Source organism: Pseudovibrio sp. Ad37, assembly GCF_001623075.1.
Lineage (GTDB): Bacteria > Pseudomonadota > Alphaproteobacteria > Rhizobiales > Stappiaceae > Pseudovibrio.
On record NZ_LMCF01000079.1, the window covers coordinates 1 to 24,690 of the forward strand.

General features: G+C 50.9%; 23 protein-coding genes and 1 pseudogene. 12 read left to right on the forward strand and 12 right to left on the reverse strand.

Annotated elements, in window-relative coordinates; translation table 11 throughout:
• Both PsAD37_RS12960 and PsAD37_RS12965 read left to right on the forward strand, forming a co-directional pair.
• Nucleotides 1–722 (forward strand): annotated as a pseudogene (locus PsAD37_RS12960) (transposase); the annotation flags it as partial.
• A 405-nt stretch (nt 723–1,127) separates the two neighbouring features.
• Nucleotides 1,128–2,420 (forward strand): RsmB/NOP family class I SAM-dependent RNA methyltransferase, encoded by a 1,293-nt coding sequence (locus PsAD37_RS12965; RefSeq protein WP_063296502.1) that lies wholly within the window; start codon nt 1,128–1,130, stop codon nt 2,418–2,420.
• A 79-nt stretch (nt 2,421–2,499) separates the two neighbouring features.
• Here the strand turns inward: PsAD37_RS12965 and PsAD37_RS12970 are convergent, their stop codons facing one another.
• Complete coding sequence (locus PsAD37_RS12970; RefSeq protein WP_063296503.1) at nt 2,500–3,723, reverse strand: lipopolysaccharide assembly protein LapB; 1,224 nt, start codon at nt 3,721–3,723, stop codon at nt 2,500–2,502.
• Nucleotides 3,724–4,031: 308 nt separating this feature from the next.
• Between PsAD37_RS12970 and PsAD37_RS12975 the strand changes: the two genes are divergently transcribed.
• The 3 genes from PsAD37_RS12975 to PsAD37_RS12985 all read left to right on the forward strand — a co-directional run bounded on the left by PsAD37_RS12975 (nt 4,032) and on the right by PsAD37_RS12985 (nt 6,971).
• Nucleotides 4,032–4,526: a MarR family winged helix-turn-helix transcriptional regulator gene (locus PsAD37_RS12975; RefSeq protein WP_057460936.1), complete on the forward strand. Its 495-nt coding sequence runs from the start codon at nt 4,032–4,034 to the stop codon at nt 4,524–4,526.
• A 115-nt stretch (nt 4,527–4,641) separates the two neighbouring features.
• On the forward strand, nt 4,642–6,192 hold the full coding sequence (gene guaA, locus PsAD37_RS12980) for a glutamine-hydrolyzing GMP synthase (protein ID WP_057460937.1): 1,551 nt from the start codon (nt 4,642–4,644) through the stop codon (nt 6,190–6,192).
• Nucleotides 6,193–6,332: 140 nt separating this feature from the next.
• Nucleotides 6,333–6,971: a class I SAM-dependent methyltransferase gene (locus tag PsAD37_RS12985; RefSeq protein WP_063296504.1), complete on the forward strand. Its 639-nt coding sequence runs from the start codon at nt 6,333–6,335 to the stop codon at nt 6,969–6,971.
• Nucleotides 6,972–6,991: 20 nt separating this feature from the next.
• Here PsAD37_RS12985 and PsAD37_RS12990 read toward each other — a convergent pair whose 3' ends face one another.
• Both PsAD37_RS12990 and PsAD37_RS12995 read right to left on the reverse strand, forming a co-directional pair.
• Nucleotides 6,992–7,333, reverse strand: a complete 342-nt coding sequence (locus PsAD37_RS12990) for a TraR/DksA family transcriptional regulator (protein WP_063296616.1) — start codon at nt 7,331–7,333, stop codon at nt 6,992–6,994.
• 106 nt (nt 7,334–7,439) lie between these two features.
• Entirely contained in the window at nt 7,440–7,748 is a 309-nt protein-coding gene (locus PsAD37_RS12995; protein WP_057460940.1) for a PilZ domain-containing protein, read from the reverse strand.
• A 278-nt stretch (nt 7,749–8,026) separates the two neighbouring features.
• On the opposite strand from PsAD37_RS12995, the gene PsAD37_RS13000 reads away from it, so the two are divergent.
• The 6 genes from PsAD37_RS13000 to PsAD37_RS13025 all read left to right on the forward strand — a co-directional run bounded on the left by PsAD37_RS13000 (nt 8,027) and on the right by PsAD37_RS13025 (nt 14,128).
• The gene (locus PsAD37_RS13000; protein WP_063296505.1) at nt 8,027–8,605 is read left to right on the forward strand and encodes an NnrU family protein; all 579 of its coding nucleotides are present in this window, start codon (nt 8,027–8,029) and stop codon (nt 8,603–8,605) included.
• A 167-nt stretch (nt 8,606–8,772) separates the two neighbouring features.
• A complete protein-coding gene (locus PsAD37_RS13005; RefSeq protein ID WP_063296506.1) occupies nt 8,773–9,351 on the forward strand; it encodes an NnrU family protein in 579 nt (192 codons plus the stop codon).
• A 227-nt stretch (nt 9,352–9,578) separates the two neighbouring features.
• On the forward strand, nt 9,579–10,250 hold the full coding sequence (locus PsAD37_RS13010) for a tetratricopeptide repeat protein (RefSeq protein WP_063296507.1): 672 nt from the start codon (nt 9,579–9,581) through the stop codon (nt 10,248–10,250).
• Nucleotides 10,251–11,597: a PQQ-binding-like beta-propeller repeat protein gene (locus tag PsAD37_RS13015; protein ID WP_057460944.1), complete on the forward strand. Its 1,347-nt coding sequence runs from the start codon at nt 10,251–10,253 to the stop codon at nt 11,595–11,597.
• A 123-nt stretch (nt 11,598–11,720) separates the two neighbouring features.
• Nucleotides 11,721–13,127 carry a ribosome biogenesis GTPase Der gene (gene der, locus PsAD37_RS13020; RefSeq protein WP_063296508.1) on the forward strand — a complete coding sequence of 469 codons (1,407 nt, stop codon included), beginning with the start codon at nt 11,721–11,723 and terminating at the stop codon, nt 13,125–13,127.
• A gap of 218 nt (nt 13,128–13,345) precedes the next feature.
• Nucleotides 13,346–14,128, forward strand: coding sequence for an inositol monophosphatase family protein (locus PsAD37_RS13025; protein WP_063296509.1), 783 nt, complete (start codon nt 13,346–13,348; stop codon nt 14,126–14,128).
• Between the two features lie 74 nt (nt 14,129–14,202).
• On the opposite strand, the gene PsAD37_RS13030 is transcribed toward PsAD37_RS13025, so the two are convergent.
• From PsAD37_RS13030 to rpsF, 9 genes are all read right to left on the reverse strand, one after another.
• The gene (locus PsAD37_RS13030) at nt 14,203–14,949 is read right to left on the reverse strand and encodes an SDR family NAD(P)-dependent oxidoreductase (RefSeq protein WP_063296510.1); all 747 of its coding nucleotides are present in this window, start codon (nt 14,947–14,949) and stop codon (nt 14,203–14,205) included.
• A gap of 5 nt (nt 14,950–14,954) precedes the next feature.
• On the reverse strand, nt 14,955–16,448 hold the full coding sequence (gene purF / locus PsAD37_RS13035; RefSeq protein ID WP_063296511.1) for an amidophosphoribosyltransferase: 1,494 nt from the start codon (nt 16,446–16,448) through the stop codon (nt 14,955–14,957).
• A gap of 46 nt (nt 16,449–16,494) precedes the next feature.
• The gene (locus PsAD37_RS13040; protein WP_057460948.1) at nt 16,495–17,121 is read right to left on the reverse strand and encodes a CvpA family protein; all 627 of its coding nucleotides are present in this window, start codon (nt 17,119–17,121) and stop codon (nt 16,495–16,497) included.
• A gap of 81 nt (nt 17,122–17,202) precedes the next feature.
• Nucleotides 17,203–18,606, reverse strand: coding sequence for a DNA repair protein RadA (gene radA / locus PsAD37_RS13045; protein WP_057460949.1), 1,404 nt, complete (start codon nt 18,604–18,606; stop codon nt 17,203–17,205).
• Between the two features lie 33 nt (nt 18,607–18,639).
• Entirely contained in the window at nt 18,640–19,791 is a 1,152-nt protein-coding gene (alr, locus tag PsAD37_RS13050; protein ID WP_063296512.1) for an alanine racemase, read from the reverse strand.
• 135 nt (nt 19,792–19,926) lie between these two features.
• Entirely contained in the window at nt 19,927–21,414 is a 1,488-nt protein-coding gene (locus tag PsAD37_RS13055) for a replicative DNA helicase (RefSeq protein ID WP_063296513.1), read from the reverse strand.
• Between the two features lie 336 nt (nt 21,415–21,750).
• A complete protein-coding gene (gene rplI / locus PsAD37_RS13060) occupies nt 21,751–22,374 on the reverse strand; it encodes a 50S ribosomal protein L9 (protein ID WP_063296514.1) in 624 nt (207 codons plus the stop codon).
• 150 nt (nt 22,375–22,524) lie between these two features.
• Nucleotides 22,525–22,770: a 30S ribosomal protein S18 gene (gene rpsR, locus PsAD37_RS13065; RefSeq protein ID WP_008552033.1), complete on the reverse strand. Its 246-nt coding sequence runs from the start codon at nt 22,768–22,770 to the stop codon at nt 22,525–22,527.
• A 6-nt stretch (nt 22,771–22,776) separates the two neighbouring features.
• The gene (gene rpsF, locus PsAD37_RS13070) at nt 22,777–23,217 is read right to left on the reverse strand and encodes a 30S ribosomal protein S6 (RefSeq protein ID WP_063296515.1); all 441 of its coding nucleotides are present in this window, start codon (nt 23,215–23,217) and stop codon (nt 22,777–22,779) included.
• Nucleotides 23,218–23,731: 514 nt separating this feature from the next.
• On the opposite strand from rpsF, the gene fabD reads away from it, so the two are divergent.
• The gene (fabD, locus tag PsAD37_RS13075) at nt 23,732–24,685 is read left to right on the forward strand and encodes an ACP S-malonyltransferase (protein WP_063288443.1); all 954 of its coding nucleotides are present in this window, start codon (nt 23,732–23,734) and stop codon (nt 24,683–24,685) included.
• The last annotated feature ends 5 nt before the right edge of the window (nt 24,686–24,690 follow it).

The window sequence follows — 24,690 nt, forward strand, 5'->3', positions numbered from 1 at the left end:
AATTGGCGGTACGCTTTACAGATACAAAAGGCTATTTTGTATCTGAGGCTTCTGTCTACCGGCTACTGAAAGCGCAGGACCTGATTACCAGTCCCGCTTATGTCGTCATCAAGGCCGCAGACGAGTTCAAGGATAAGACAACAAAGCCGAACCAGTAGTGGCAGACTGATTTCACATACTTCAGGATTATCGGTTGGGGCTGGTATTATCTATCGACTGTACTGGACGACTATTCCCGCTACATCATCGCCTGGAAGCTGTGTACCAACATGAAAGCAAAGGATGTCACTGATACGCTCCAACTGGCGCTGGATGCCTCCGGATGCGAGCAGCCAAAGGTGCTGCATCGTCCGCGCCTACTGTCTGACAACGGCAGCTCATACGTCTCATCGGATCTGGCACAATGGCTGGAGGAAAAGGACATGGAGCATGTCAGAGGCGCTCCCTATCATCCGCAAACGCAAGGCAAAATCGAGCGTTGGCATCAGACTATGAAGAACCGCATTCTGCTGGAGAACTACTACATGTATGAGGATTTAGAACTACAGATCAGTCTGTTCGTCTATTACTATAACAATCAACGCTACCACGAAAGCCGCGGCAACGTCAAACCGGCAGATGCTTACTTTGGTCGTGCCAAGCAGATTTTGAAGAAAAGGCACCTGATTAAACGACAAACGCTTCAAAATCGTCGCTTGTGCTACCACGCACAGGCCGCTTAACATCAACACGTAAACGGCCCAAACACTTCGTTATTCAAAAGCCAAATCTGCCCAACTTCATATTGCATTGCCAAGCAGAAAGATAGAGACCTGATAAAACATGAAACGCAACACGCATTGTTTACAGTGATCTGATGAGTTGCGAGGCAGGATCTACGTTTTTATTAAAATACGCTATGTGTCATGAGGTAGCGGAAGCAGGCCGTAAATATCTGTATTTTTACTGTTATCTGCTAAATTCAACATATATGAGTTATGCAACAACCAAGAAATTGTTGAATGAGTTGATGTGAGGTTTGCCTCACACATGCTATGCACTATTGAAAAGCCTTGAGTATTGGCATACACGCTGCAAAGCCAAACAAATAAATCGTAAAATAGAATTCACGGAATTAAGGATCATTCATGCGCGACGGTGGACGAATTGCGGCTGCAATTGAAGTGCTGACAGAGATTAATGAGCGCCGCCGTCCTGTGCAGGAAGCCCTGAAGGACTGGGGCAACAAGCATAGGTTTGCAGGATCCGGTGATCGGGTTGCTATCGGCAATCTGGTTTTTGATGCGCTGCGCCACAAACTCTCCCATGCTCAGGCGATGGGATCTGACAGTGCGCGCGCGCTTGTTTTGGCAACCTACATCTGGGGCTGGGGCAATCAGGTGGAAAAGCTGGAGCAGGTGATGGAAGAAGACCGTCACGCACCAGAACCGCTTTCCGACGCTGAACGTGACGCATTGATTGAAAACAAGCAAGTCGGCGATGACGACCAGATCTCAGCAAATGTTCCAGAATGGCTCTGGCCGCACTTTCAGGATAACTTTGGTGATGAGACGCTGGCCGTTGGGCGTTCTCTTTCTGAACGTGCGCCGATTGATATGCGCGTGAACACTGTCAAAAGCTCGCAGGAAAAAGTCCTCAAGCGTTTGTCTCACCTTCATCCAGAAGTAAGTGGATTGTCTCCCGTCGGCGTTCGTCTTGAACCTGTAATTGGGCCACGCAAATCACCTCACGTTCAGGCTGAAGAAAGCTTTCGCAAAGGCTGGTTTGAATTGCAGGATGAGGCCTCTCAGATCGCGTCTATCCTGTCAGGCGCTCAACCGGGAGAGCAGGTTCTGGATCTATGTGCAGGCGGGGGCGGTAAAAGCCTCGCTCTAGCTGCGCAGATGCAGAACAAAGGACAGATCTACGCTTACGATGCTCACAAGACGCGTCTAGCGCCACTTTATGACCGTATGGCCCGCGCAGGGGTTCGAAATATCCAAACGATTGACCCACAAACTGGTTCTCTTGATATCTGCGAAGGCAAGATGGACCGCGTGTTCGTGGATGCGCCTTGTTCAGGCACTGGTGTATGGCGTCGTCGTCCAGATACCAAGTGGCGTGTAACAGAAAACGCTCTGAATGGACGTGTTGAAGATCAAGCTCTGGTTCTGGAAACTGCGACACGCTTTGTGCGTTCAGGTGGCAAGCTGATTTATGCAACTTGCTCTTTGGTGCCAGCGGAAAATCAGCTGCAAGTCAAAGCTTTTCTAGAAAAACATGCTGACTTCAAGCTTGTTGATCTGGCGCCGGTTTGGGAAGAGCATTTCGGTGCAGTAGCATCCCGTCGTCCGCTGTTTAAGGATGGCGGTATGATCACTCTGACGCCTTATCATACCGGTACTGATGGCTTCTTCATCGCGATGATGGAACGTATCTGATATCATCAAATTGGCATAATAAAAAAGCATGCCGCATATTAAATGCGACATGCTTCGAAACAGCAAATTAACGACGTGATTAGCTGGAGGCTTTCTCTTCAAGCTCGTCAGGTGTCTCAGATTTACCCTCGATGACTTCTTCCGCCAGCTCTTCAGAAGCGGCCTCTTCACTTTGTGCTTCAAATACGCTTTCACCAGCCTCTTCCAAAGCCCTGGCTTCTATGCTTTTGTTTTGCTCCGAAGGCTCAGGTGCAACTTTCTCCTCGCGCACGGGCCGCTCATAACCTTGCTCAGCAAGATATTCGACCTCTTTGATCGCAGCTTCAGTCGCATCCAAAAACTGACTGTTTCTGGATGACGAGGTCAAGACATCGCGAGCGGCATCAGTAGCACCAGCTGCGGCAAGAGCTGCGCCAAGTGCATTGCTGACTTGCTTATTGCCTGGTGCAAGCCGCCATGCGGCAGCTGCGTGATAAACACCGGCATAAACAAGACCAAGTTTGCGCTTGCCAATACTCAGATGAACGAGCGCAGCCGCGTTCTCAGGCTCACACGCATGAGCCAACTCAAAGCTCTCAACAGCACTGGAGGTGTTATCTTCCAGCAAGTAAGCGTGGCCCATTGCGACAAGCACTTCGACATTGCGGGGCTGCAGATCATGGGCCTTGTCCAAATGCGCCAGTGCTTCCTCACTCTTTTTGCGAATGATGAGTAGCTTTGCGAGACCAACCAGAGCAGGAACATATTGCGAGTCAACTCTGAGTGCTGCCCGATAGTTCAGGGTCGCTGATTCTGCTTTAGTTTCCGCACTCAAAGCATCGCCAAGAAGTGAAAGAGCAGGTGCGCTGTTCGGGATCAGTTGCACAAGGCGTCGAGCATAAGGCTCAGCTTCTGCATGCCCATGCATCTTGATCAAAATGGTTGCGAGCCCATAAAGCGCATTCCGGTTCTCCGGCTCAGCTTCCACCACCGCATCAAAGGCTTCTTTAGCTTGTTCCAGATATCCCAGCAAAAGCAGCGCATTACCCATGTTGGAGCGTGCAGCCAAGTGTTCTGGTTTCATGAACAATACTTTACGCAAATGGGCGACGGATTCCCTCAAATCTCCATTGCGCAACATAATCGTTGCCATCTTGAAAAGAAGCTCGACGTCATCAGGGTAGCGTCCAACAAGATCCTGATAGACTGGGATCACTTCATCAAAGCGCTCGTCCTGTTCCAAGTAGGCAATAGCATCAAGTGCAGCATTGATTTTTTCTTGCCGGGCGTTAGTGTCCGGTGTACCGCGCAGTGTCTCTGTCATCTTTTACGGACCCCCTCGTTGGGCAGTGCCGCCCGTAGATCCATTCGGATGGATCTGCTGACAGGCAATTCTGCGAATCAAATTCGTATCTATGCACGATGAAGCCTAAGCGGTTGGCAAATCAGCGTCAAAGGTGGAACGGGTTGATCCTGAAGGAAGGCGTGGATAGATGATATTGAACGCATCAAAACCACATTCAGGGGCTAGTGCCTGGGAAAAATCACCAATATTCAAGACAGCTTAACCATTTTCCGTTTTCTTATCGGTCAATGGAATGAAGCAAAGCATCCGACGCAGGGCAAAGGGTTATGGCGGAGAAATACCGTGCGAAAATAACGACACAGGCAAGTTTGTTTGAAGACGAACATAACGTCGAGTTGTTGAACTATTTGCCTCTGCGCATCATCGCGACTGGCCGCTTTATTGAGCGCCGGCTTTCCGAGCATTTACAGAAGCAATATGGTTTATCGCTTCCCTCGTGGCTCGTGCTGAGTGCGCTGGAGCGGATGGGTGCTGTGTCTGTACGGGAGTTGGGGCCAGTTATTGGATTGGATACGGTGGCTGTATCGCGTGCTGTAAAGCGCCTGTCAGAAGCAAATCTTATCAAAAAACATGAGCACCCTCGAGACCGTCGCCTTGTCCGTTTGAACCTGGCAGAAGATGGACGCGTTGTTTTGCGAGCTCTAGAGGCCCAACTCGAACAGCTGGAGAAGAATCTGCTGCCGCAGTTAGACGTGCAGGAGCGCATCAGATTGGGGCAAATGATGAGCCGTATCGAAGAACACGAGCAGTCGATATTGTAGCTGACTGGACCTTCGGACAAAGCACACAGAAAAACATCATCTGCCCTTAACGGAACCACGATTTTTCCGCGTAAAAGACCTTTCCAAATCAATGCGCACAGAGTAGAAGCTGCGCATGACAGACCGCATCCTCATTATTGATTTTGGTTCTCAGGTCACTCAGCTGATCGCGCGCCGTGTGCGCGAGTCTGGTGTGTACTCCGAGATCGTTCCGTTCCAGTCTGCAGAAGCTGCTTTTAAGGAGATGAATCCAAAGGCGGTGATCCTGTCAGGTGGTCCGGCATCCACGACTGAAATGGGGAGCCCACGAGCACCCCAGATCGTATTCGAGGCAGGCATTCCTGTTCTCGGAATCTGTTATGGTCAGATGACCCTTTGTGTCCAGAATGGCGGCAAAGCGGAAGGCTCTGATCATCGCGAGTTTGGCCGCGCCTTCCTTGAAATTAAAGGGAAAAGCCCACTATTTGATGGGGTTTGGGACGAAATTGGCTCCAAACATCAGGTTTGGATGAGCCATGGTGACCGTGTTGTCGAGCTGCCCGAGGGTTTTGAGGCAATTGCAACCTCTGAAGGTGCACCATTTGCAGCTTATGCAAATGAAGCCAAAAAGCAATATGGTGTTATGTTCCACCCAGAAGTGGTTCACACTCCCGATGGTGCAAAGCTCATCGAGAACTTTACGCATAAGATTGCAGGTTGTTCAGGCGACTGGACAATGGCTGAATACCGCCAGCAGGCGGTAGAGAGTATTCGTCAGCAAGTTGGCGACAAAAAAGTCATCTGCGGCCTGTCCGGTGGTGTTGACAGTTCTGTTGCTGCAGTGCTGATCCATGAAGCAATCGGCGACCAGCTCACTTGTATCTATGTTGATCACGGTTTGATGCGCATGGGTGAAACGGAGCAGGTCCTGTCCATGTTCCGTGATCATTACAACATCCCGTTGGTACACGTGGATGCTGCTGATCTGTTCATTGGTCAGCTGGAAGGCGAGAGCGATCCGGAAGTCAAACGCAAAACCATCGGCAGGCTCTTCATTGAAGTGTTCGAAGAAGAAGCGAAAAAGCTTGGCGGCGCGGACTTCCTCGCACAGGGCACGTTGTATCCTGATGTGATTGAGAGTGTTTCCTTCACGGGCGGTCCATCCGTGACCATCAAGTCACACCACAACGTGGGCGGCTTGCCAGAGCGTATGAACATGCAGCTGGTTGAGCCACTTCGTGAACTGTTCAAAGACGAAGTTCGTGATCTCGGTCGCGAATTGGGTTTGCCAGACAGCTTCATTGGACGCCATCCATTCCCTGGTCCGGGTCTTGCGATCCGCTGTCCGGGTGGTATCACCCGTGAGAAACTGGATATCCTGCGTCAGGCAGATGCCATCTATCTGGATGAAATCCGCAAAGCTGGTCTCTACGACGCCATCTGGCAGGCATTCGCTGTTCTGCTGCCAGTTCAAACCGTTGGCGTTATGGGCGATGGTCGCACCTACGAGTTCGTCTGTGCCTTGCGTGCAGTGACCTCGGTTGATGGCATGACAGCAGATTTCTATCACTATGACATGGAATTCCTTGGGCGGGCTGCAACCCGCATCATCAACGAAGTCCGCGGTATCAACCGCGTCGTCTATGATGTGACCTCAAAGCCTCCGGGAACCATTGAGTGGGAATAAACTCATCAGAAACCGGGGAGGGCAACTTTCCCGGTTTTTTCTTGTCAAGAGACCAATGCGGCTTCTAATTTTGCATGGATTTCTAATTTTATAAGTTCGTTCATACTGTTTGATGTTTTGGAATTTGGGGGCAGTCGTCAATGGATCTACCTGATGCGGAGTTATATCTAACTGAACAGCATAGAGAACTCTTGCTTTGCCAGCGAACCGATTTGATTGGCAAGGATGAAGACGCAGTCCTTCGTCTATACCGAAAACACATCGCCAAAGCTGTTCGAATGTTGAAGGATCACGTCCCGGATCTTGCTGCGAAAGGGCGATTCCTGGATATCGGCTGCGGCCTCGGATTTGGCCTGCTCGTTTTAAAGGAGCTTTATGGGGCGGATCATTGTTTCGTCGGCTTAGACAAAGATGGCAAAGACACAGAAATCAAATATGGTTTTAAGCTTCATGCAGAAATATACAACGACCTGACGCGCACAGCCGAGAATTTGCAGCTTAATGGGATTGCACCTGAAAACGTCAGTCTTATCAATTTGGATCATAACGCGTTTCCTGATGGTACTTTTGATGTCGTTGTGTCTTTTCTCGCTTATGGTTGGCATTTTCCAATTTCAACGTATTTTGAAACATTGAAGCAAGTTACCAGAAAACAGAGCATCATCTACCTCGACCTACGCCGTAAGATAGACGGCCTCTCAATGATGGCTTCAGAGTTTGATCTTGTCTGGGCAAGAGAAAATAAGAAGGGTGTCAGTACAATTTGGCGAGCGCGTTAGAGGTAGTCTGAGCGTCAAGGCTACCCAAACAACTTCGCGCAGCTGATGCAATAAAGAGCGGCTGGGTCTACGCGCAGTCGGGCTTCGGGAATGTCGTCTCCGCATTCAAGGCAGAAGCCGTACTCCTCCTCTTTGATCCGCTGCAGGGCGCTATCGATCCGCTGAAGTTCTCTGGCGCGTTGGCGGTCGTTGGCTTGAGCCATCGCTTGCCGTTGCATAGCGTCCATGCGGGAGAGGCGGCCAACGGACTGTTGGTCAAGCGTAACCGTTGCACGGTCTCCCTCAGAGATAGCAGTGAGCTCTGTCAGTTCCGCCTTTCGTGCAAGAAGTAACGTCTCTGCATCATTGAGAGCCAGTGTCATCAGATCATCTCCCGCCCAAACCGTCAGGTAGTTAGTATGAGCGCGAATTGAGAAACTGTGCAAGCAAAACAAAACGCCCAACATAGTGGACGTTTAAGGGAGTGGACTAGATTTTCATCAGGCTGGAAACGGTTTCTTTTTCGCCCACAAACTCTACACCCAGTGTATCCGCTGTCCTCCAGCGGACTTCGGTTTGCACGCGCTGGCGCAGATGAACCAGATAGAGTGTAAACTCATCGGGAATATCGATCGTTGTTTCCATCTTCAAGCGGGCACCGAAATCGGACAAATCACGAATAACACAGTCGAAAACCATCGACTGGCTCGCGAAAACAATGCGCCCTTCCTTAAGCGTACGCCGACGGCGAACGCGGCGACGTTCACTAGTTTCTGTTGCACTGTCACTTTCGGACATAGAACTTTCCAGGCACTGTTTCTGTTTGTGAAACCTTAGATCTTGCGCAAATATAGGAGTCAAACAGTCAAGTTATGATATATGCAGATAAACAACTCACCCTGATTTAGCGAGAAAAGCAGCATGATCTCAAGGGTTCTGCGAAAAAGAATTGGGTAAATGTATAAAACACCTTACGCAGCGACGGTCAGGCTTATTGATATTTCACCGCGTATGGTCACAGTGCACAAGCCTATCTAAGGGCTTTAACGTAAAATACAAATCTAAAGGGTCACTCGATGACGCTGTTATTAGTTGGGCTATTCATCTTTCTGGGAATTCACTTCGTCCCATCTTTTCCTGGGTTTCGTGACACAGTCGTTCAGCGCATTGGACTGAATCCATACCGGGCGATCTACTCACTGATCGTGCTGACAGGCCTTTTTTCCATGATCTACGGCTTCGTTCTGGCGCGTGAGGAAGATCTGTTTCCGCTGTACGTAACGCCATTCTGGCTACGTCATCTGGCTATGACATTGCTCTTACCAGTCTTCATTCTGGTTTTTGCGAAATTTATTCGCGGTAATATCGCCAAGTGGACCAAAGACCCCGTTATTCTGGCGGTAAAGATCTGGGCAATCTCCCATTTACTGGTCAATGGTGAGCCATATTCTGTTGCTTTGTTCGGTGGCTTTCTTGTCTGGGCGATCTGGGCGCGGATCTCTCTGAAGAAGTTTGATCGCAAAAACACTGCAGTCGAAGAATTCCCACACGCTCTGCGCAATGACATCATCAGCGTTGTGTTGGGCATGCTCCTCTACGGATTGTTTGTCTGGAAACTACACGAACTGCTGATCGGTATGCCGATCCTGACCTAGGCAAGCTCTCAAATCGGGAGATTTCAGCAAAACCGCGTGCGTGACTGATCAGTCACGCACGCGGTTTTGCTTTAAGCTGAGTATTTTGCGTGACCCAAAGATTGTTTTGCAATTAAGAACTCTGTGAAATACCTTTGCCCTCAATTGATCTTGGGGGAGAGCAATTCATGACATTATTGATTTCAGGTCTCACCGCATTTTTTGCGGTGCATTTGATCCCTTCGTTTTCAGGGCTTCGAGAGAGTTTGGTTCAACGTCTTTCGTTTAACGGCTATCGCGGGCTGTACACACTCATCTCATTGGGTGGATTGGTTGCAATCGTCTACGGCTTCGGTGCCGCTTGGAATGGTGATTATGCGCCTTGGTATGTCGCACCAAGCTGGGGCCGCCACGTCACCATGCTGTTGATGCTGCCTGTTTTCCCACTCTTCTTTGCCTCTCAATTGAAAGGCAATATTACACGCGTCACCAAACACCCGTTGATCAATGCAACCAAGCTTTGGGCGGTTGCTCACCTGTTTGCGAACGGAGAGCCTTACTCCGTGATACTGTTCGGCTCGTTTTTAATCTGGGCAATTCTTGTAAGAATTACGATTGCTCGCCGCGAGCGTATCAACCCGCCAAGCCGAGACTATCCAAACGCAACGCGAAACGATGTGATTTCCGTGGGTCTTGGTTTGATTTTCTACGGCCTGTTCGTGTGGAAATTACATGCAATTTTGATTGGGGTGCCGATCATAACTTGACCTTTTGCATGAGGTAAGGTTTCAAGACAGACATCAAAGTGGTCTCTCTCGGCAATTACACTTGTAAATGTTGGCAGGGAAAACTCTTTCATTGCCCTAATAAAGCCACTAATCGGTTGAAAGAGGTAGAGAAAGAGGTTTGCCTGCGGCTCTCTTAGTTTTAATGTGACGCCGCCCATTGGGATACCACGAACCTAAGAATCGTTGCTGCAGGAACATTTGAAATTATGTCCGACATTTTTCGCGAAGTCGATGAAGAAGTAAGAAGCGACCAGTTTTCAAAGCTTTGGAAGCGCTTTGCTCCGGTTGTATACCTGACAGCAGGTCTTATCGTTGTAGGCACCGCAGGTTTTCGCGGCTATGAGTACTGGCAGAACAAACAGTCTCAGGCAGCAGGCACTGAATTTCTGGAGGCTATCAAGCTTTCAGACGCAGGCAACTACACCGAAGCGCAGGCAGCTTTCGTTTCCATGGAAGGCAGCATTGGTGGTTATCCTATGATGGCCAAGATGCGCATTGGAACCGAATTGGCACTGGAAGGTAAACCTGACGAAGCCATCAAGGCTTTTGAAGCGGTCGCGGCTGATAGTGCGACACCAATCATTTACAAGGGCCTCGCCAATATCCGCGCTGCTTATCTGCTGCTGGATAACGGCGACCTTGCCGCGGTGAAAAAACACACAGAAGTGCTGGCGGTTGCTGGTAACACATGGCGTTTTTCTGCTTTGGAAATTCTGGGTGTAGCTGAGTACAAGGCTGGTAATCTGGATGCGGCTCGCACGCGCTTCAGCGAAATTGTGAATGATGCAGCCGCTCCGTCAGATGTTTCCGGACGCGCACAAATTTATCTTGAACTAATTACCTCTGCATTGGGCAAAGACGAAAAGGGGACTGAATAAGTGAGCGAGACCAAAAGAAAGTCTTGGAAGGCTTTGATTGGAACCGGCGCGCTTGCGCTGACGCTGGCTGGTTGTTCTTCTCTTTCCAGTCTAAATCCATTCGGCGGCGATGATGAGTTTCTTGAAGGAGACCGTCAGCCACTGTATCAAGGCGCATTAAAGCCATCTGCAACAGGTGGAGATGCCAAGATCGGTGCGGCGACAGGTGGGTCAACCTGGCCAACAGCTGCTGGTCCTAAGAGCAATGATCCGGGCAACATCGCAATCAATGTGAGCGGTGGTGTTGCATGGTCGTCGAGCATCGGTCAGGTCCGTTCTCCCGGCTTCTTTGGTATCGGCTCCAGCAACCCGCGCACCGCTGCGCGTCCGGTTTCTGATGGCCAGCGCATCTACGTCTATAAGTCGGATGGCAACCTCGTTGCTCTGACAACTGGTGGCGCCAAGGTCTTCACAAAGAACCTGGGTCTGGAAGGTGAGAATGAAGTTGCCGCAGGTGGTGGTGTCGTGCTTGACGGCGGCAAGATCTTTGTCGCAACCGCATACCGCAATGTTTATGCACTTGATAAAGGTGGCAACGTCCTTTGGACCAAGCAACTGGAAACACCGGTTCGCGGTGCGCCAGCAGCGGCCAATGGTAAAGTTGTCGTTGTAACACAAGACAATGAAGTGATCGGCCTCAACCAGTCAGATGGGGAACAGGCATGGTCATTCGCTGGCATCGCAGAGCAAGCAGGCCTGCTTTCCTCTGCAAATCCGGCAATTTCAGGCAACACTGTTGTTGTGCCGTTTTCCTCAGGCGAGGTTATGGCACTTGACATTAACAGCGGTGAGCCTAAATGGATCGATACCGTTGCACGGTCCTTCCGTACACGCGCGCTCTCTGGCCTGACAGATGTTTCTGCAAGCCCGGTCATTGAAGGCAACAAGGTTATTGCAACCTCCGTTGCTGGACGCACACTGGGCATTGCTCTGAAAGATGGCGAGCGTTTGTGGGAGGCTGATTTTGGTGCCGTACATACTCCGGTTGTTTCCGGCGGTACGGTATTCTTGATCGGCTTGGATGACAAATTGCATGCAATCTCAAGTAAGACCGGCAACCTTATCTGGAGTGCCAAGTTGCCAACTGGCGAAAGTGACGCCAAGAATGTCAACTGGGCAGGTCCAATTCTGGCCAACGGCCAGCTGATCGCCATGTCCAGCAACGGTTATCTTGCATCTGTGAATGCAAAAACCGGTCAGGCATCCGCATCGCGGAAAGTGACCAGTGGCGTATTTGTATCACCAATTGTTGCTGGTGGACGCATGGTCGTCCTTACCAGTGACGGAGCGGTTGCAGCGCTGAACTAAACGTGTCCTACGGAAAGTGGATACCGGTTTTCGAAATTGGGATACGTTAAAAAATAAAAGCTTAGAGTAGGGCGCATAAGGCGAACTACTCTAAATGCTGCATACCAGACGAGGAGTATTCGCGTGACTGCGACAGTCGCCATTATTGGCAGACCTAATGTTGGCAAGTCGACGCTCTTCAATCGCCTTGTAGGCAAGCGCTTAGCGCTTGTTGATGATACCCCAGGTGTGACCCGTGACCGTCGGTCCGGTGATGCACGCTTGGGCGATCTGCGATTCAAGATCGTTGATACTGCCGGCCTGGAAGAAGCAGAGGCAGCAAGCCTCGAAGGGCGTATGCGCGCTCAAACAGAAGAAGCAATCCGGGATGCGGATGCATGCTTATTCCTTATTGATGCACGCGCTGGCTTGATGCCGCTTGATGAGCACTTTGCGAACCTTCTTCGCCGAGCCGACACCCCTGTAATTCTTTGCGCCAACAAGGCGGAAGGCAAAGCAGGCGATGGCGGTCTCTATGATGCGTTCACGCTTGGTTTGGGTGATCCTGTTCCTCTTTCTGCGGAACACGGAGAAGGCCTGTCCGAGCTTTATGATTTTCTGCGCCCGATTGTAGATGCTGCAGACGAGATGGGAGGTTCTTCCGAATTTACTGAAGCACGTACAGATGTTGATGTAGAAGACGAAGAGATCGACGAGCCGGTTGGCACGCTCGAACGTCCTTTGCGCATGGCAATTGTTGGCCGTCCAAACGCAGGCAAGTCTACTCTCATCAACCAGATGTTGGGTGAAGAGCGTCTTCTGACCGGACCTGAAGCTGGCATCACACGCGACAGTATCTCTGTTGAGTGGGAATGGCAGGATCACCATGTGAAGGTGTTCGATACTGCAGGTATCCGCAAAAAGGCACGCGTGCAGGAAAAGCTGGAAAAGCTCTCCGTTGCGGACGCCCTTCGCGCAATCAAGTTTGCTGAAGTTGTTGTTGTAACGCTCGATGCCACCATTTCCTTCGAAAAGCAGGATTTGCAGATCATCGATCTGTGTGCCCGTGAAGGCCGCGCAATCGTTATTGCACTCAATAAGTGGGACTTGATTGAGGATCGTGAGGATGCTTGGGGTCATATCAAGGATTCACAAGCACGCTATCTGAATCAGCTACGTGGTGTTGAGATTGTCACCATGTCCGGCATCAACGGGCAGGGCCTTGATAAGCTCATGCAGGCTGTTTTCCGGTCTTACGAGATGTGGAACAAGCGCGTTGGTACATCTGGCCTCAACCGCTGGCTGGAAGGTGTTCTGATCCACCATCCGCCGCCAGCAGTGTCTGGACGTCGTGTACGCTTGCGTTTCATGACACAGCCAAAGACACGCCCACCGCATTTCGTGGTGTTCTGCTCCAAGCCAGACAATCTGCCAGAGAGCTACACCCGATATCTTGTGAATGGTATTCGCGAGCGTTTTGACATCAAAGGAACGCCCATTCGTCTGTCCTATAGAAAGGGCGACAATCCATACCACAAGAAGAGAAGGTGATTTCGCTTTCACTTAATTTTATAAAAGGGCAGCAGTCAGCAGCCCTTTTATTTTGCTAAATCCCGGAGAACCGGGAACTGTCAGGGTTCTGACCACTGTCGCGTACTTGAATTTTTCTCTAGAAGTATCAGTCTGTGCCGCTAATAAGTTGCAATTCTTCCTGAATCTGCTTTTAATCGCGCTCTCTTTCCGCATTCCCTACATTTAATAGGATTATCATGTCACAAGACCGTTTTACGTTCGCCAACGCTCTGGTTAAGCGCGCTGGTGCCTATGCGCACGAATATTTTACGCGTTTGGAAACCCTCAATATTGAGAGTAAAGGTCATCAGGACATGGTCTCCGAGGCCGATCGCGATACTGAAATTCTTGTTCGCAAAGCTATTGCCGAAGCATTTCCAGATGACAGCATCGTGGGAGAAGAGGATGATCCCAAACAGGGTACTTCTGAGTATACCTGGATCATCGACCCGATAGACGGTACGGCGAACTTCGTCTCTGGCATTCCACAGTGGTGCGTGATCATTGCCTGTGTCAAAAATGGTGAAAAATATATTGGCGTCATTTATGATCCATGTGCAGACGAATTGTTTGCAGCTGAAAAAGGCAAAGGGGCAACACTCAACGGTACGCCAATGAAAGTGTCCACGAGCGATTCCTTGTCCAATGGGTCAATCGGTCTGGGCTTCAGTGCGCGTGGGCGCAATCAGGCTGTCAAAAGCGCAGTTGATGCGCTGCTGGATGAAGGCGGGATCTTTTTCCGCAACGCGTCCGGTGGTCTTATGCTGGCATATGCTGCTTCTGGCCGTCTCATCGGTTATATCGAAGAGCACATGAACTCCTGGGACTGCATGGCAGGTTTGCTCCTTTTGGAAGAAGCTGGCGGGAAGTGTCAGGAAATTGACGTCGCCAACGCAGTCATGAATGGCTGTAAAGTTGTTGCTGCTTGCCCGGGTGTATTTGATCAAACCAAAGCGCTAACTGATAAGTGCTTCATCTAAAGCACCTCAGATTGCACAACAAAAAAGCCCCGGCTCATCACCGGGGCTTTTTCGTATTTGTAGGCTTATGCCGTTTAGCTGGTCAGCTGCACGAAGTCCCGTAGTTCTTTGCTAGGGAAATCATAGAGGCGACCATTCTCCTGGCTTTCTGGAAGACAGAAGCGCACGATGTCCTCAGAGATCTCAGAAGGATGCGGCAGGGTCTTTGGGTCTTCGCCCGGCATTGCTTTTGCACGCATGCCAGTCCGCATCGGGCCTGGATTGATGAGCATGGATTGAACGCTGGTCTTCTGCGTTTCGTTCACATACGTGCGTACAAGCGCCTCCAGAGCCGCTTTTGACATGGAGTATGGTCCCCAATAGGCGCGGCACTTATGTGGCGCTCCTGAGGTCAGGAAGACCGTACGGCCCGCATCGGACTGACGTAGCAGTGGATCAAGCGAACGAATAAGACGCCAGTTCGCAGTCACGTTGATTTTCATCACGTCATCGAACTTCTTCGGGTCCACATGACCCAATGGAGAAGTCGGGCCGAGAATACCGGCGTTACCGACAAGAATGTCGAGCTTTTTCCAGCGTTCAAAGATAGCAGCGCCCAAACGGTCAATCGCGTCGAAATCAGTCAGGTCAACTGGCACAAGCGTAGCTGAGCTACCGGCCTTCTGGATCTCGTCATCCAGTTCTTCCAGTCCGCCAACAGTCCGTGCGATCGCAACAATATGCGCACCTTCTTCAGCAAGCTTTTTTGCAGCAAAATAACCAATGCCACGGGAGGCTCCCGTGACAACAGCAACACGACCTTCAAGTCTTTTCGAACTCATTGAACTTAACCAGTTTCTACAAGGCGGGGAGCCTGACGTGTGTCTACATCGTCAGACAGATCTGTAAGCGGGGTCGGATAGTCCCCGGTAAAGCAGTGATCAGTGAACTGCGGGTTCTCGTTGTTACGGCCATTTTCATGGCCCATAGCACGGTAGACGCCGTCAATGCTCAGGAAGGCAAGGGTATCTGCGCCAATGTATTTGCGCATGCCTTCAAGGTCATACTTGGCAGCCAGCAGCTTTTCGCGAACCGGCGTATCGATGCCATAGTAATCGGAGAACTTGATTGGCGGAGAAGCCAGACGGAAGTGAACTTCTTTCGCGCCAGCATCTCTGATCATCTGAACGATTTTCACACTGGTGGTGCCGCGTACAAGGCTGTCATCCACCAGCACCACACGCTTGCCTTCAATCTGCGCTCTGTTGGCAGAGTGTTTGAGCTTAACACCAAGCGTACGGATCTGCTGTGTTGGCTCAATAAAGGTACGGCCAACATAGTGGTTACGGATAATGCCAAGCTCAAACGGCACACCGCTTTCGGCTGCAAAGCCAAGAGCCGCAGGAACACCAGAATCTGGTACCGGAACAATTACATCTGCTTCAACCGCGCTCTCCTGTGCCAGCACACGCCCAAAACGCTTGCGAACGTCATAAACGGAATGACCGTTCAAAACACTGTCCGGGCGGGAGAAGTAGATGTACTCAAAGATGTCTGGACGGGAAGGGCGCTTGCCGAATGGGAAGTAGCTTTCGATACCACCTGGTGTGCAAACAACAACTTCACCGTTCTCAACTTCACGAATGAACTTCGCGCCGATGATGTCCAGTGCACAAGTTTCACTCGCAAAAATCGGAGCACCATTCAGATCGCCAAGAACCAATGGGCGAATTCCATAAGGGTCACGCGCACCAATCAGTTTTTTGCGAGTCAGCGCGACAAGAGAGTAAGCACCTTCCATCTGGCTGATAGCCTCGATGAAACGATCTACGATCTTTTTCTCGCGGGAACGTGCAACCAGCTGCAGAACCACTTCACTGTCAGATGTAGACTGGCAAATCGCGCCGTCCTTGATCAACTGACGGCGTACGGTCATCGCATTGGTGAAATTACCATTGTGACAAATTGCAATCCCGCCACCATCAAGCTCAGCAAACAGCGGCTGCACATTGCGCAGTGCAGCTTCACCAGTGGTGGAGTAGCGCACATGGCCGATTGCGTACGGACCCTTCAGGTTGTCGATGGTTTCCTGTTGAGTGAAATGATCACCCACAAGACCCATATGACGTTCTGAACGGAACTGATCGCCATCAAATGTCACAATGCCTGCAGCTTCCTGTCCGCGATGCTGAAGCGCATGAAGCCCCAGAGCCGTCAGTGCTGCTGCATCATCATGTCCAAGAATGCCAAAAACACCGCATTCCTCGTGCAGGGTATCGCCGTCAAAATCTGCCTGTAGCTCTTTCAAAGCGGCAGAATTGTTTGATACGCCACTGCTCATGGCATCACTCCTTGGTTCTTACTTGGGCCAAATATCAAAATTAAGCTTAGTTCCGGCCTTCGCCGGAGGCCGTCAGCTGGTCCAGTCCGCGCCGCTCACTTGGGGAGTAACGGGCTTCTTCATCACTGGATGCGCCTGTTGCAGAGCCGGTCGTGCCGCCCTGCTTACGAATCTGGTCCATAATTGCGCGTTCAGGATCTTCCGGCAGTGCTGCAACCAAACTTTGACCACTGGTCACCAACAGGTGTCTGGATTTGGCATCCATAATCCAGTTTGGTTGGCGTGGCTCTGGTACAAACCAGTTAAAGAACAGCAATGCAACGACAACAAGCAGGAAGCCGCGGGCTGCGCCAAAGACAAAACCAAGGGTTCTGTCGAGTGCGCCAATTCGGCTGTCCAGCACGAAGTCAGAAATGCGCATGGTGATGTAGCTCACCACGATTAATGTCACGAGGAAGACAGCACCTGCAGCAATGGCAGTTGCCAGTGTGTCATTGGTTACGTGCTGCAACACAAATGGTTTCAGGCTGCCATAAAAAAGATAGGCGGCGACTGCTGCTGCGACCCATGATGCAATAGAAAGCACCTCACGCACGAACCCGCGAATCATAGCAAGAACGCCAGAGATCAGCATGATAACCAGTAGAATTCCGTCTAAGAGTGTGATCGGCATCTGTCGACACAAGTCCCTTGTTTGACTGGCAGGCAAACCAACAAAAATGCCTGCCGGTTAAAACCAGCCTAGGTTAAACCCTTAAGCGTTTTCCATTTTCTGTGCACTGGCAACAATATTTGCTACCAGATCTCCCAGCTCCTCAAGTCCTTTAACATGACCGAGAGCATTGGAGCCTTCTTTCATATTCCCGTCGGCGATAACCGCCTGACCGAATCCAAGCTTCTGAGCTTCCTTTAATCGGGAAGCTGCCTGAGCAACTGGTCGAACTGCACCAGACAGACTGATTTCGCCGAAATAGACGCATTCGAGGGGAAGAGCAACCCCACTAAGCGATGAGATTAAAGCTGCCGCAACGGCGAGGTCAGCTCCTGGCTCATTAATTCTCAGTCCACCAGCGACATTCAGATAAACGTCATGTTGCGCAAACTTAACACCGCAGCGTGCTTCAAGCACGGCCAAAATCATAGAAAGGCGCGCGCTGTCCCACCCGATCACCGCCCGGCGTGGTGTGCCAAGGGGGGAGGGTGCAACAAGTGCTTGCATTTCGACCAGCAAAGGTCGTGTACCTTCTATCCCGGCAAACACGGCTGAACCTGGAGCAGTTGCGCTTCGTTCACTGAGGAACATAGCACTGGGATTCTTTACTTCACGTAACCCCATATCTGACATCTCGAAGACGCCAATTTCATCCGTTGGGCCAAAGCGGTTCTTTACTGCACGCAAAATGCGATACTGATGTGCGTTGTCACCTTCAAAATAAAGCACTGCGTCAACCATGTGCTCTACAACGCGTGGACCAGCGATCTGGCCGTCTTTCGTCACATGACCAACAAGAACAACCGTTGTTCCGGTTTTCTTGGCAAAGCGGACCAGAGCCTGCGCAGAGGCGCGGACCTGGGTCACCGTTCCTGGAGGGGAATCGGCCATCTCGGTCCACAGCGTCTGGATACTGTCCAGGATCACAAGATGAGCGCGTTCATCGCCCTTCTTGGCTTCCAGAGTTGCAAGAATGTCTTCAACGCTTGTCTCGGCAGCCAATTGAACCGGAGCATCGCGCAAACCAAGACGCTCTGCACGCAAACGCACCTGATCCACCGCTTCCTCGCCAGAGATATAAACGATGTTGTGTCCTTGATAGGCAAGATGTGCGCTGGCTTGCGTCAGCAGGGTGGACTTGCCGATGCCGGGATCGCCACCTACAAGAAGAGCAGACCCTTTCACAAAACCGCCACCAGTCACACGGTCCAGCTCGGCCACACCTGTGATAATTCTTGGAGCGTCTTTGGTTTCTCCCGAAAGTCCAACCAGCGGAACAACACGTCCCTTGGAACGTGAAGCGGTCTTGGGCCCGGCTCCGATGCCGCTGGCCTCTTGCTCTTCCTGAATTGTGTTCCATTCACCGCAAGACTCGCAGCGGCCTGCCCATTTGAGTGTGGTTGCCCCACAAGACTGGCAGACAAATGAAAGGGAGCGTTTCGCCATATCGAATTCAGGTTCCTGCCAGTGTTTAGCTCGCTAGCGTTTATAGTGGCGTGTATAGCGTGCTCCAAGGCTACACAGCAATTCATATGGGATGGTTTGAGCAAAGTTTGCCAATTCATCCACGTTTACATGTGCGCCCATAATCTCAACCGGTGCACCACGTGACAGATGTTCCTCGGGAATATCCGTCACATCGACTGCAATCATATCCATGGAGACACGGCCAAAGATGGGCGCAAAGTGCCCGCCGATATAAACCCTTGCGCCATTAGGCTGGTCGTCGGAGCTGCCAACCAGTCGGTGTAGACCATCCGCATAGCCTGCATTTATGGTTGCAATCCGGCTTTTTCGCGGTGTTACACGGGAAGCCCCGTAACCCACAGGATCGCCGTGCGGAACCTCACGCAAACTTATGATTTCTGCCAGAACATGCGCAACCGGAAGCATCGGATTGCTATCATCAGGAACTGGGTTTCCTCCATAAAGCGCAATGCCTGGGCGAACCATGTCGAAGTGGTAATCAGCTCCCAGGAAAATACCGGCAGAGTTGCTCAAGGATTTGCGGGCTCCCGGAAACAATTCACAAACCCTCTGGAAACGATCCAGTTGTTTCGTATTGAGCTCGTGGTCAGGCGTATCAGCGCAAGCAAGATGGCTCATGATCAGATCGATCTTGATTCCTTTAAGGAAATGAGGCGACTCACCAGTTTTCAACGCATCTCCAATGGACATGCCCAAACGATGCATGCCTGTATCAAAATGCAAAGCCGCAGGCAGCTCTTCATCCAGACCTTGCGCAAAAGCAGACCATTCAGCCGCTTCCTCAAGACTGTTTAAGACCGGTTTGAGATTGAAATCGTAATAGAACTTCTCACGGCCACGGAAGAGGCCATTCAGCACATAGATTTCTGCGTGCGGCAGCTCTTTGCGCAGGTCGATTCCTTCTTCAGGAAGCGCAACAAAAAAGACACGGGCTCCGGTGTGATAAAGTGTTTTGCCAACTTCTGTAGCACCAGTCCCATAACCATTGGCTTTAAGCACCACAGCGCAGGTACAGCTATCCCCCACCTTGCCATTCAAATAACACCAGTTCGAGCGTAAAGCGGTAAGGTCGATGGTTAGCTTTGCTGCACCGCCAGCAGAATGAGCTGCGCGGGAAGATGTAGGAGCGGCAGAATGTGTCACGCGATTGCCCTCAGATTCTTTGAATGCGCAATAGCCTACAAAAAATATCTGAATTTAAAAAGAAAGACCCGGAGCATTGCACAACTGATGTGCGTTACCCCAGGCCAATCGCTAATTCAGTAAGATGAACCAACCCTACTCCATAATTCTGTCAGGAATATGGGCGTCGTCTGCCAGATCGGAGAAGCGAGTGAACTCGCCCTGGAACTGCAGATCAACAATGCCAGTTGGACCGTGACGCTGCTTGGCGATAATGACTTCCGCCTTGCCGCGCAACTGCTCCATCTTGCCACTCCATTCTTCATATTCTGGAGTGCCTTCAGGCGGTTCTTTTTTGCCCATGTAGTACTCTTCACGATACACAAACATGATCACATCCGCATCCTGCTCGATCGAGCCAGATTCACGAAGGTCAGACATTTGTGGACGTTTGTCGTCACGGTTTTCAACCTGACGAGAGAGCTGGGACAGCGCGATGATCGGAACATTAAGTTCCTTCGCCAGAGCTTTAAGGTTGGTGGTGATCTCAGTAATTTCCTGAACACGGTTGCCCTGATTCTTGGAAGAACCAGATAGCAGCTGAATATAGTCGACCACGATCATATCCAGCCCCTTTTGTCTCTTCAGCCGCCGGGCTTTGGAAACGAGGGACGCGATGGAAATACCACCTGTTTGGTCCACATGAAGTGGAACGTGTTGCATATGCTGTGTTGCCGCAACCAGCTTCTCAAATTCAATCTCGTTGATGTCGCCGCGGCGAATCTTGGAGGAAGAAATCTCTGTCTGTTCGGAAATAATACGAGTAGCCAGCTGTTCGGCACTCATTTCCAAAGAGAAGAAGCCAACAACGCCGCCATTTACAGTCCGAACAGTGCCATCCGGCATCTCTTCAGTCTGATAATTTTCAGCAATGTTATAAGCGATGTTTGTAACCAGCGAGGTTTTACCCATCGCAGGACGACCAGCCAGAACGACCAAATCCGAAGACTGCAAACCACCCATGAGTTTGTCCAGGTCACGCAAACCTGTTGAAACACCGGAAAGGGCGCCTTCACGCTGAAAGGCTGCTGCAGCCATCTCAATGGTTTCAGTTAGTGCACTGCCAAAGTCCTGAAAACCACCATCAGACCGGCCAGTCTCCGCCAGTTCAAACAAACGACGCTCAGCATCGTCAATCTGAGAGGACGGTGGCATATCGATGGGCGCGTCATAAGCAATGTTCACCATGTCTTCGCCAATGGTGATCAGGTTACGGCGAGTCGCCAGATCGTAAATGGTCTTGCCGTAATCTTCTGCGTTGATCACAGAAGTTGCATCACCTGCAAGACGCAGCAGATACTGAGTTGCAGACAAGTCTGCAATCTTCTCATCTGCCGGAAAAAACGTTTTGAGCGTAATGGGCGAGGCAATCTTGCCTGCCTTAATCAACGCTCCGCATTTGTCATAGATATCCTTGTGGGGAGCTAAGAAAAAATGGCGCGCTTCTAAAAACTCCGAGACACGATAATAGGTCTCGTTGTTTACCATAATGGCACCAAGAAGCTGGCGCTCTGCCTCGGCATTATGCGGGACCACTCGCATGGTCTCACTAGCCTTCTCTAATTTTTGGACTGTGCCCTTCATTCCGCCCCTCGTGCCGCTTGGCAACTTGGTTACAGCTTTAAGGCGGGCAGGAAAAGGGGGGCTTCGCACCTTAAGCCCAGTTCTTTAACAAAATTAAATCAGCGGGGAAAATTGCAGGTTGCCAATTGACAGTCGCTACTCTCTAGACGCGAGAAAAGCTTAGAATAATTGTTTAAAATCAGCCGTATTCAGGGTTTTTTGCCCTAACTACAATTATTAGCAAACTCTTTTTTGAGGAATAGAATCAGCGGGGGCTTTGCCGATTCTGCCAAGATCAGTGCATAAAAAAAGGCAGAGTCGTAGACCCTGCCTTTTCCATCGAAAAGTGAAGAAAAATTATTCTTCGGTTTCTTTTTCTTCGCCTTCAGCTTCGTCTTCGTCAGAAGCTTCTTCGCCGTCTTCCAGCTCTTCGCCGTCTTCCAGCTCTTCGTCTTCGTCGAGATCTTCGTCGAATTCAAAGCTGTCTTCTTCACGGCCTGTGAGGTCTTCGCCTGCTGCCTGACGGTTAGCTTCGTCTTCAGAACGAGCAACGTTAACAGAGATTTCAACTTCAACTTCAGGGTGAAGAACGATGGATACGTCGTGCAGACCGATGGTCTTGATTGGCGCGCGCAGGGAAACCTGGGAGCGAACAACGCTGAAGCCTGCTTCGGCCAGTTCACCGGCGATATCGCGGGTAGCAACAGAACCGTAGAGCTGACCAGTTTCGCCAGCTGCGCGGATAACAACGATGCTTGCGCCAGCCAGCTTTGTGCCAACTGCTTCAGCTTCAGTCTTACGCTCAAGGTTACGAGCTTCAAGCTGCACACGCTCGCCTTCAAAGCGCTCAAGGTTAGCTTTGTTTGCACGAAGTGCTTTGCCCTGAGGCAGCAGGAAGTTACGTGCGTAACCGTCTTTAACAGCTACGGTTTCGCCCATCTGGCCAAGTTTAGCCACACGCTCAAGAAGGATAACTTTCATGGAATATCTCCTTTGCTGTCCTGCGGAAAGTGTGATCCGCAGTTAGAGAGAGTTTCTCGCTGACGCGATCAATCTCTCAACCGTGATCCCGACATGTCAGGATCATGAAAAAGGCCAGGGTGCAAAACACCCTGACCCAATAATCAAGACTTACTTGATTACGAAAGGCAGCAGGCCGAGGAAACGAGCGCGCTTGATGGCACGAGCCAGCTCACGCTGTTTCTTCGCAGATACTGCGGTAATACGGGAAGGAACGATCTTGCCGCGCTCAGAGATGTAGCGCTGCAGAAGACGGATGTCCTTGTAGTCAATCTTTGGAGCGTTTGCGCCAGAGAATGGGCAGGTCTTACGACGACGGAAGAAAGGACGACGTCCTGCGGAAGAAGATTCAGCCATTTTCAATTACTCCGCTGCAGGTGCTTCAGGACGACGATCAGGGCGTGGGCCACGATCACCGCGATCGCCACGGTCCGGACGTGGACCACGATCGTTACGGTCACCACGACGACGGTCGTCGCGATCACGCTTCTGCATCATAGCGGACTGTTCTTCGTCCAGCTCTTCTACACGGATGGTCATGAAACGAAGGATGTCTTCGCTCAGGCCCATCTGACGTTCCATTTCAGCAACAGCCGAGTGTGGAGCATCTACATTCATTAGAGTGTAGTGAGCCTTACGGTTCTTGTTGATACGGTAAGTCAGGGTACGCAGACCCCAAGTTTCGATTTTGCCGACTTTGCCGCCGTTTTCTTCGAGAACAGTTTTGAACTGTTCAACGAGGGCTTCAACCTGCTGAGTAGAAATGTCCTGACGAGCCAGGAACACGTGCTCATAGAGCGCCATGTGGATTGCCTTTCTGAGTTAAACAATTCCGGTATTGGCGCAAAGCCCCTTCGAACGGCCCTCAGAAAAAGGCCCAGAAGATGTTTACACAAGAGCGGAGACACGGGAAGACGGATATCTTTCAACTCCTACAACCCCAAAGGGCTGCCTTCCTTTAAGCCTCCGGCCTAATACCGGAAACGAGATGCGCTTTATAGCCAATCCCCTACAAAAGACAAGTACTATCGGGGAAAAAGACCTTTTTTCCAGATGCAGTCTTGACATTGCGCTTGCGAGGCGGCTCATGTCGCCCCGATGAATACGCAGGCAACCAAGGTTTTCCTTAGGTTTCTTGAAGGTGCAAGCAGCTGACCAATAGGGCATCTGCAGTGCTACTAGTTTTGGCGGCGGTCATAATTTGCACGTATTTGGTGAATTTATAGCCGCCCCATCTTGGAATACAAAGTGGACCACCCACATTTGAGGCAATTGGCCCACATTGACGCAATATAGAGTGCGACGGAGCTATTTATAAATGACTATTGCATTTACATTTCCCGGACAGGGCAGCCAGACGGTTGGAATGGGTAAAGAACTTGCCGACACGTTCCCGGAAGCGCGCGCTGTATTTGAGGAAGTTGATGCAGCTCTCGGTCAGTCTCTGACCAAGATCATGTGGGACGGTCCGGCAGACGAGCTGACCCTCACTGCAAACACTCAGCCAGCTCTGATGGCTGTAAGTCTCGCCACCATGCGTGTGCTTGAGGCAAAAGGCGTTGACCTGTCCAAAGCGGCAAGTTTTGTAGCTGGCCATTCTCTTGGTGAATACTCTGCACTGGCTGCAGCAGGCTCTTTGAGCATTGCCGATGCAGCACGTCTGCTGCGCATTCGCGGTGACGCAATGCAAAAAGCAGTGCCAGTGGGTGAGGGCGCAATGGCTGCTCTCCTGGGGCTGGACTTCGATCAGGCGATGGAAGTTGCACAGGAAGCCGCTCAGGGTGAAGTTTGTCAGGCAGCCAATGACAACGCAACCGGGCAGGTTGTTGTGTCTGGTCATAAAGCAGCTGTTGAGCGCGCCTGTGAAATCGCAAAAGGCAAAGGTGCTCGCCGTGCTGTTCTGCTTCCGGTATCCGCACCGTTCCATTGCTCTTTGATGCAGCCTGCTGCAGACGCAATGGCAAAGGCACTGGCTGAAGTTGAGATTAAAGCACCAGTTGTTCCACTTGTTGCAAACGTTCTTGCTGCACCAATCACTGATCCGGAAGAAATCCGCACCCGTCTCGTAGAGCAGGTGACTGGAACTGTACGCTGGCGCGAATCTGTAACCTGGATGGCTGACAACGGAGTGACCACGCTCGTTGAGATCGGCACCGGCAAGGTTCTCAGTGGCATGGTGCGCCGTATCGTCAAGTCTCTGGAAGGTGTTGCGATCAACACAGCAGAAGATATTGATGCACTTGTTGCACGCCTTGAAGGCGTCGAAAGCTAATACAC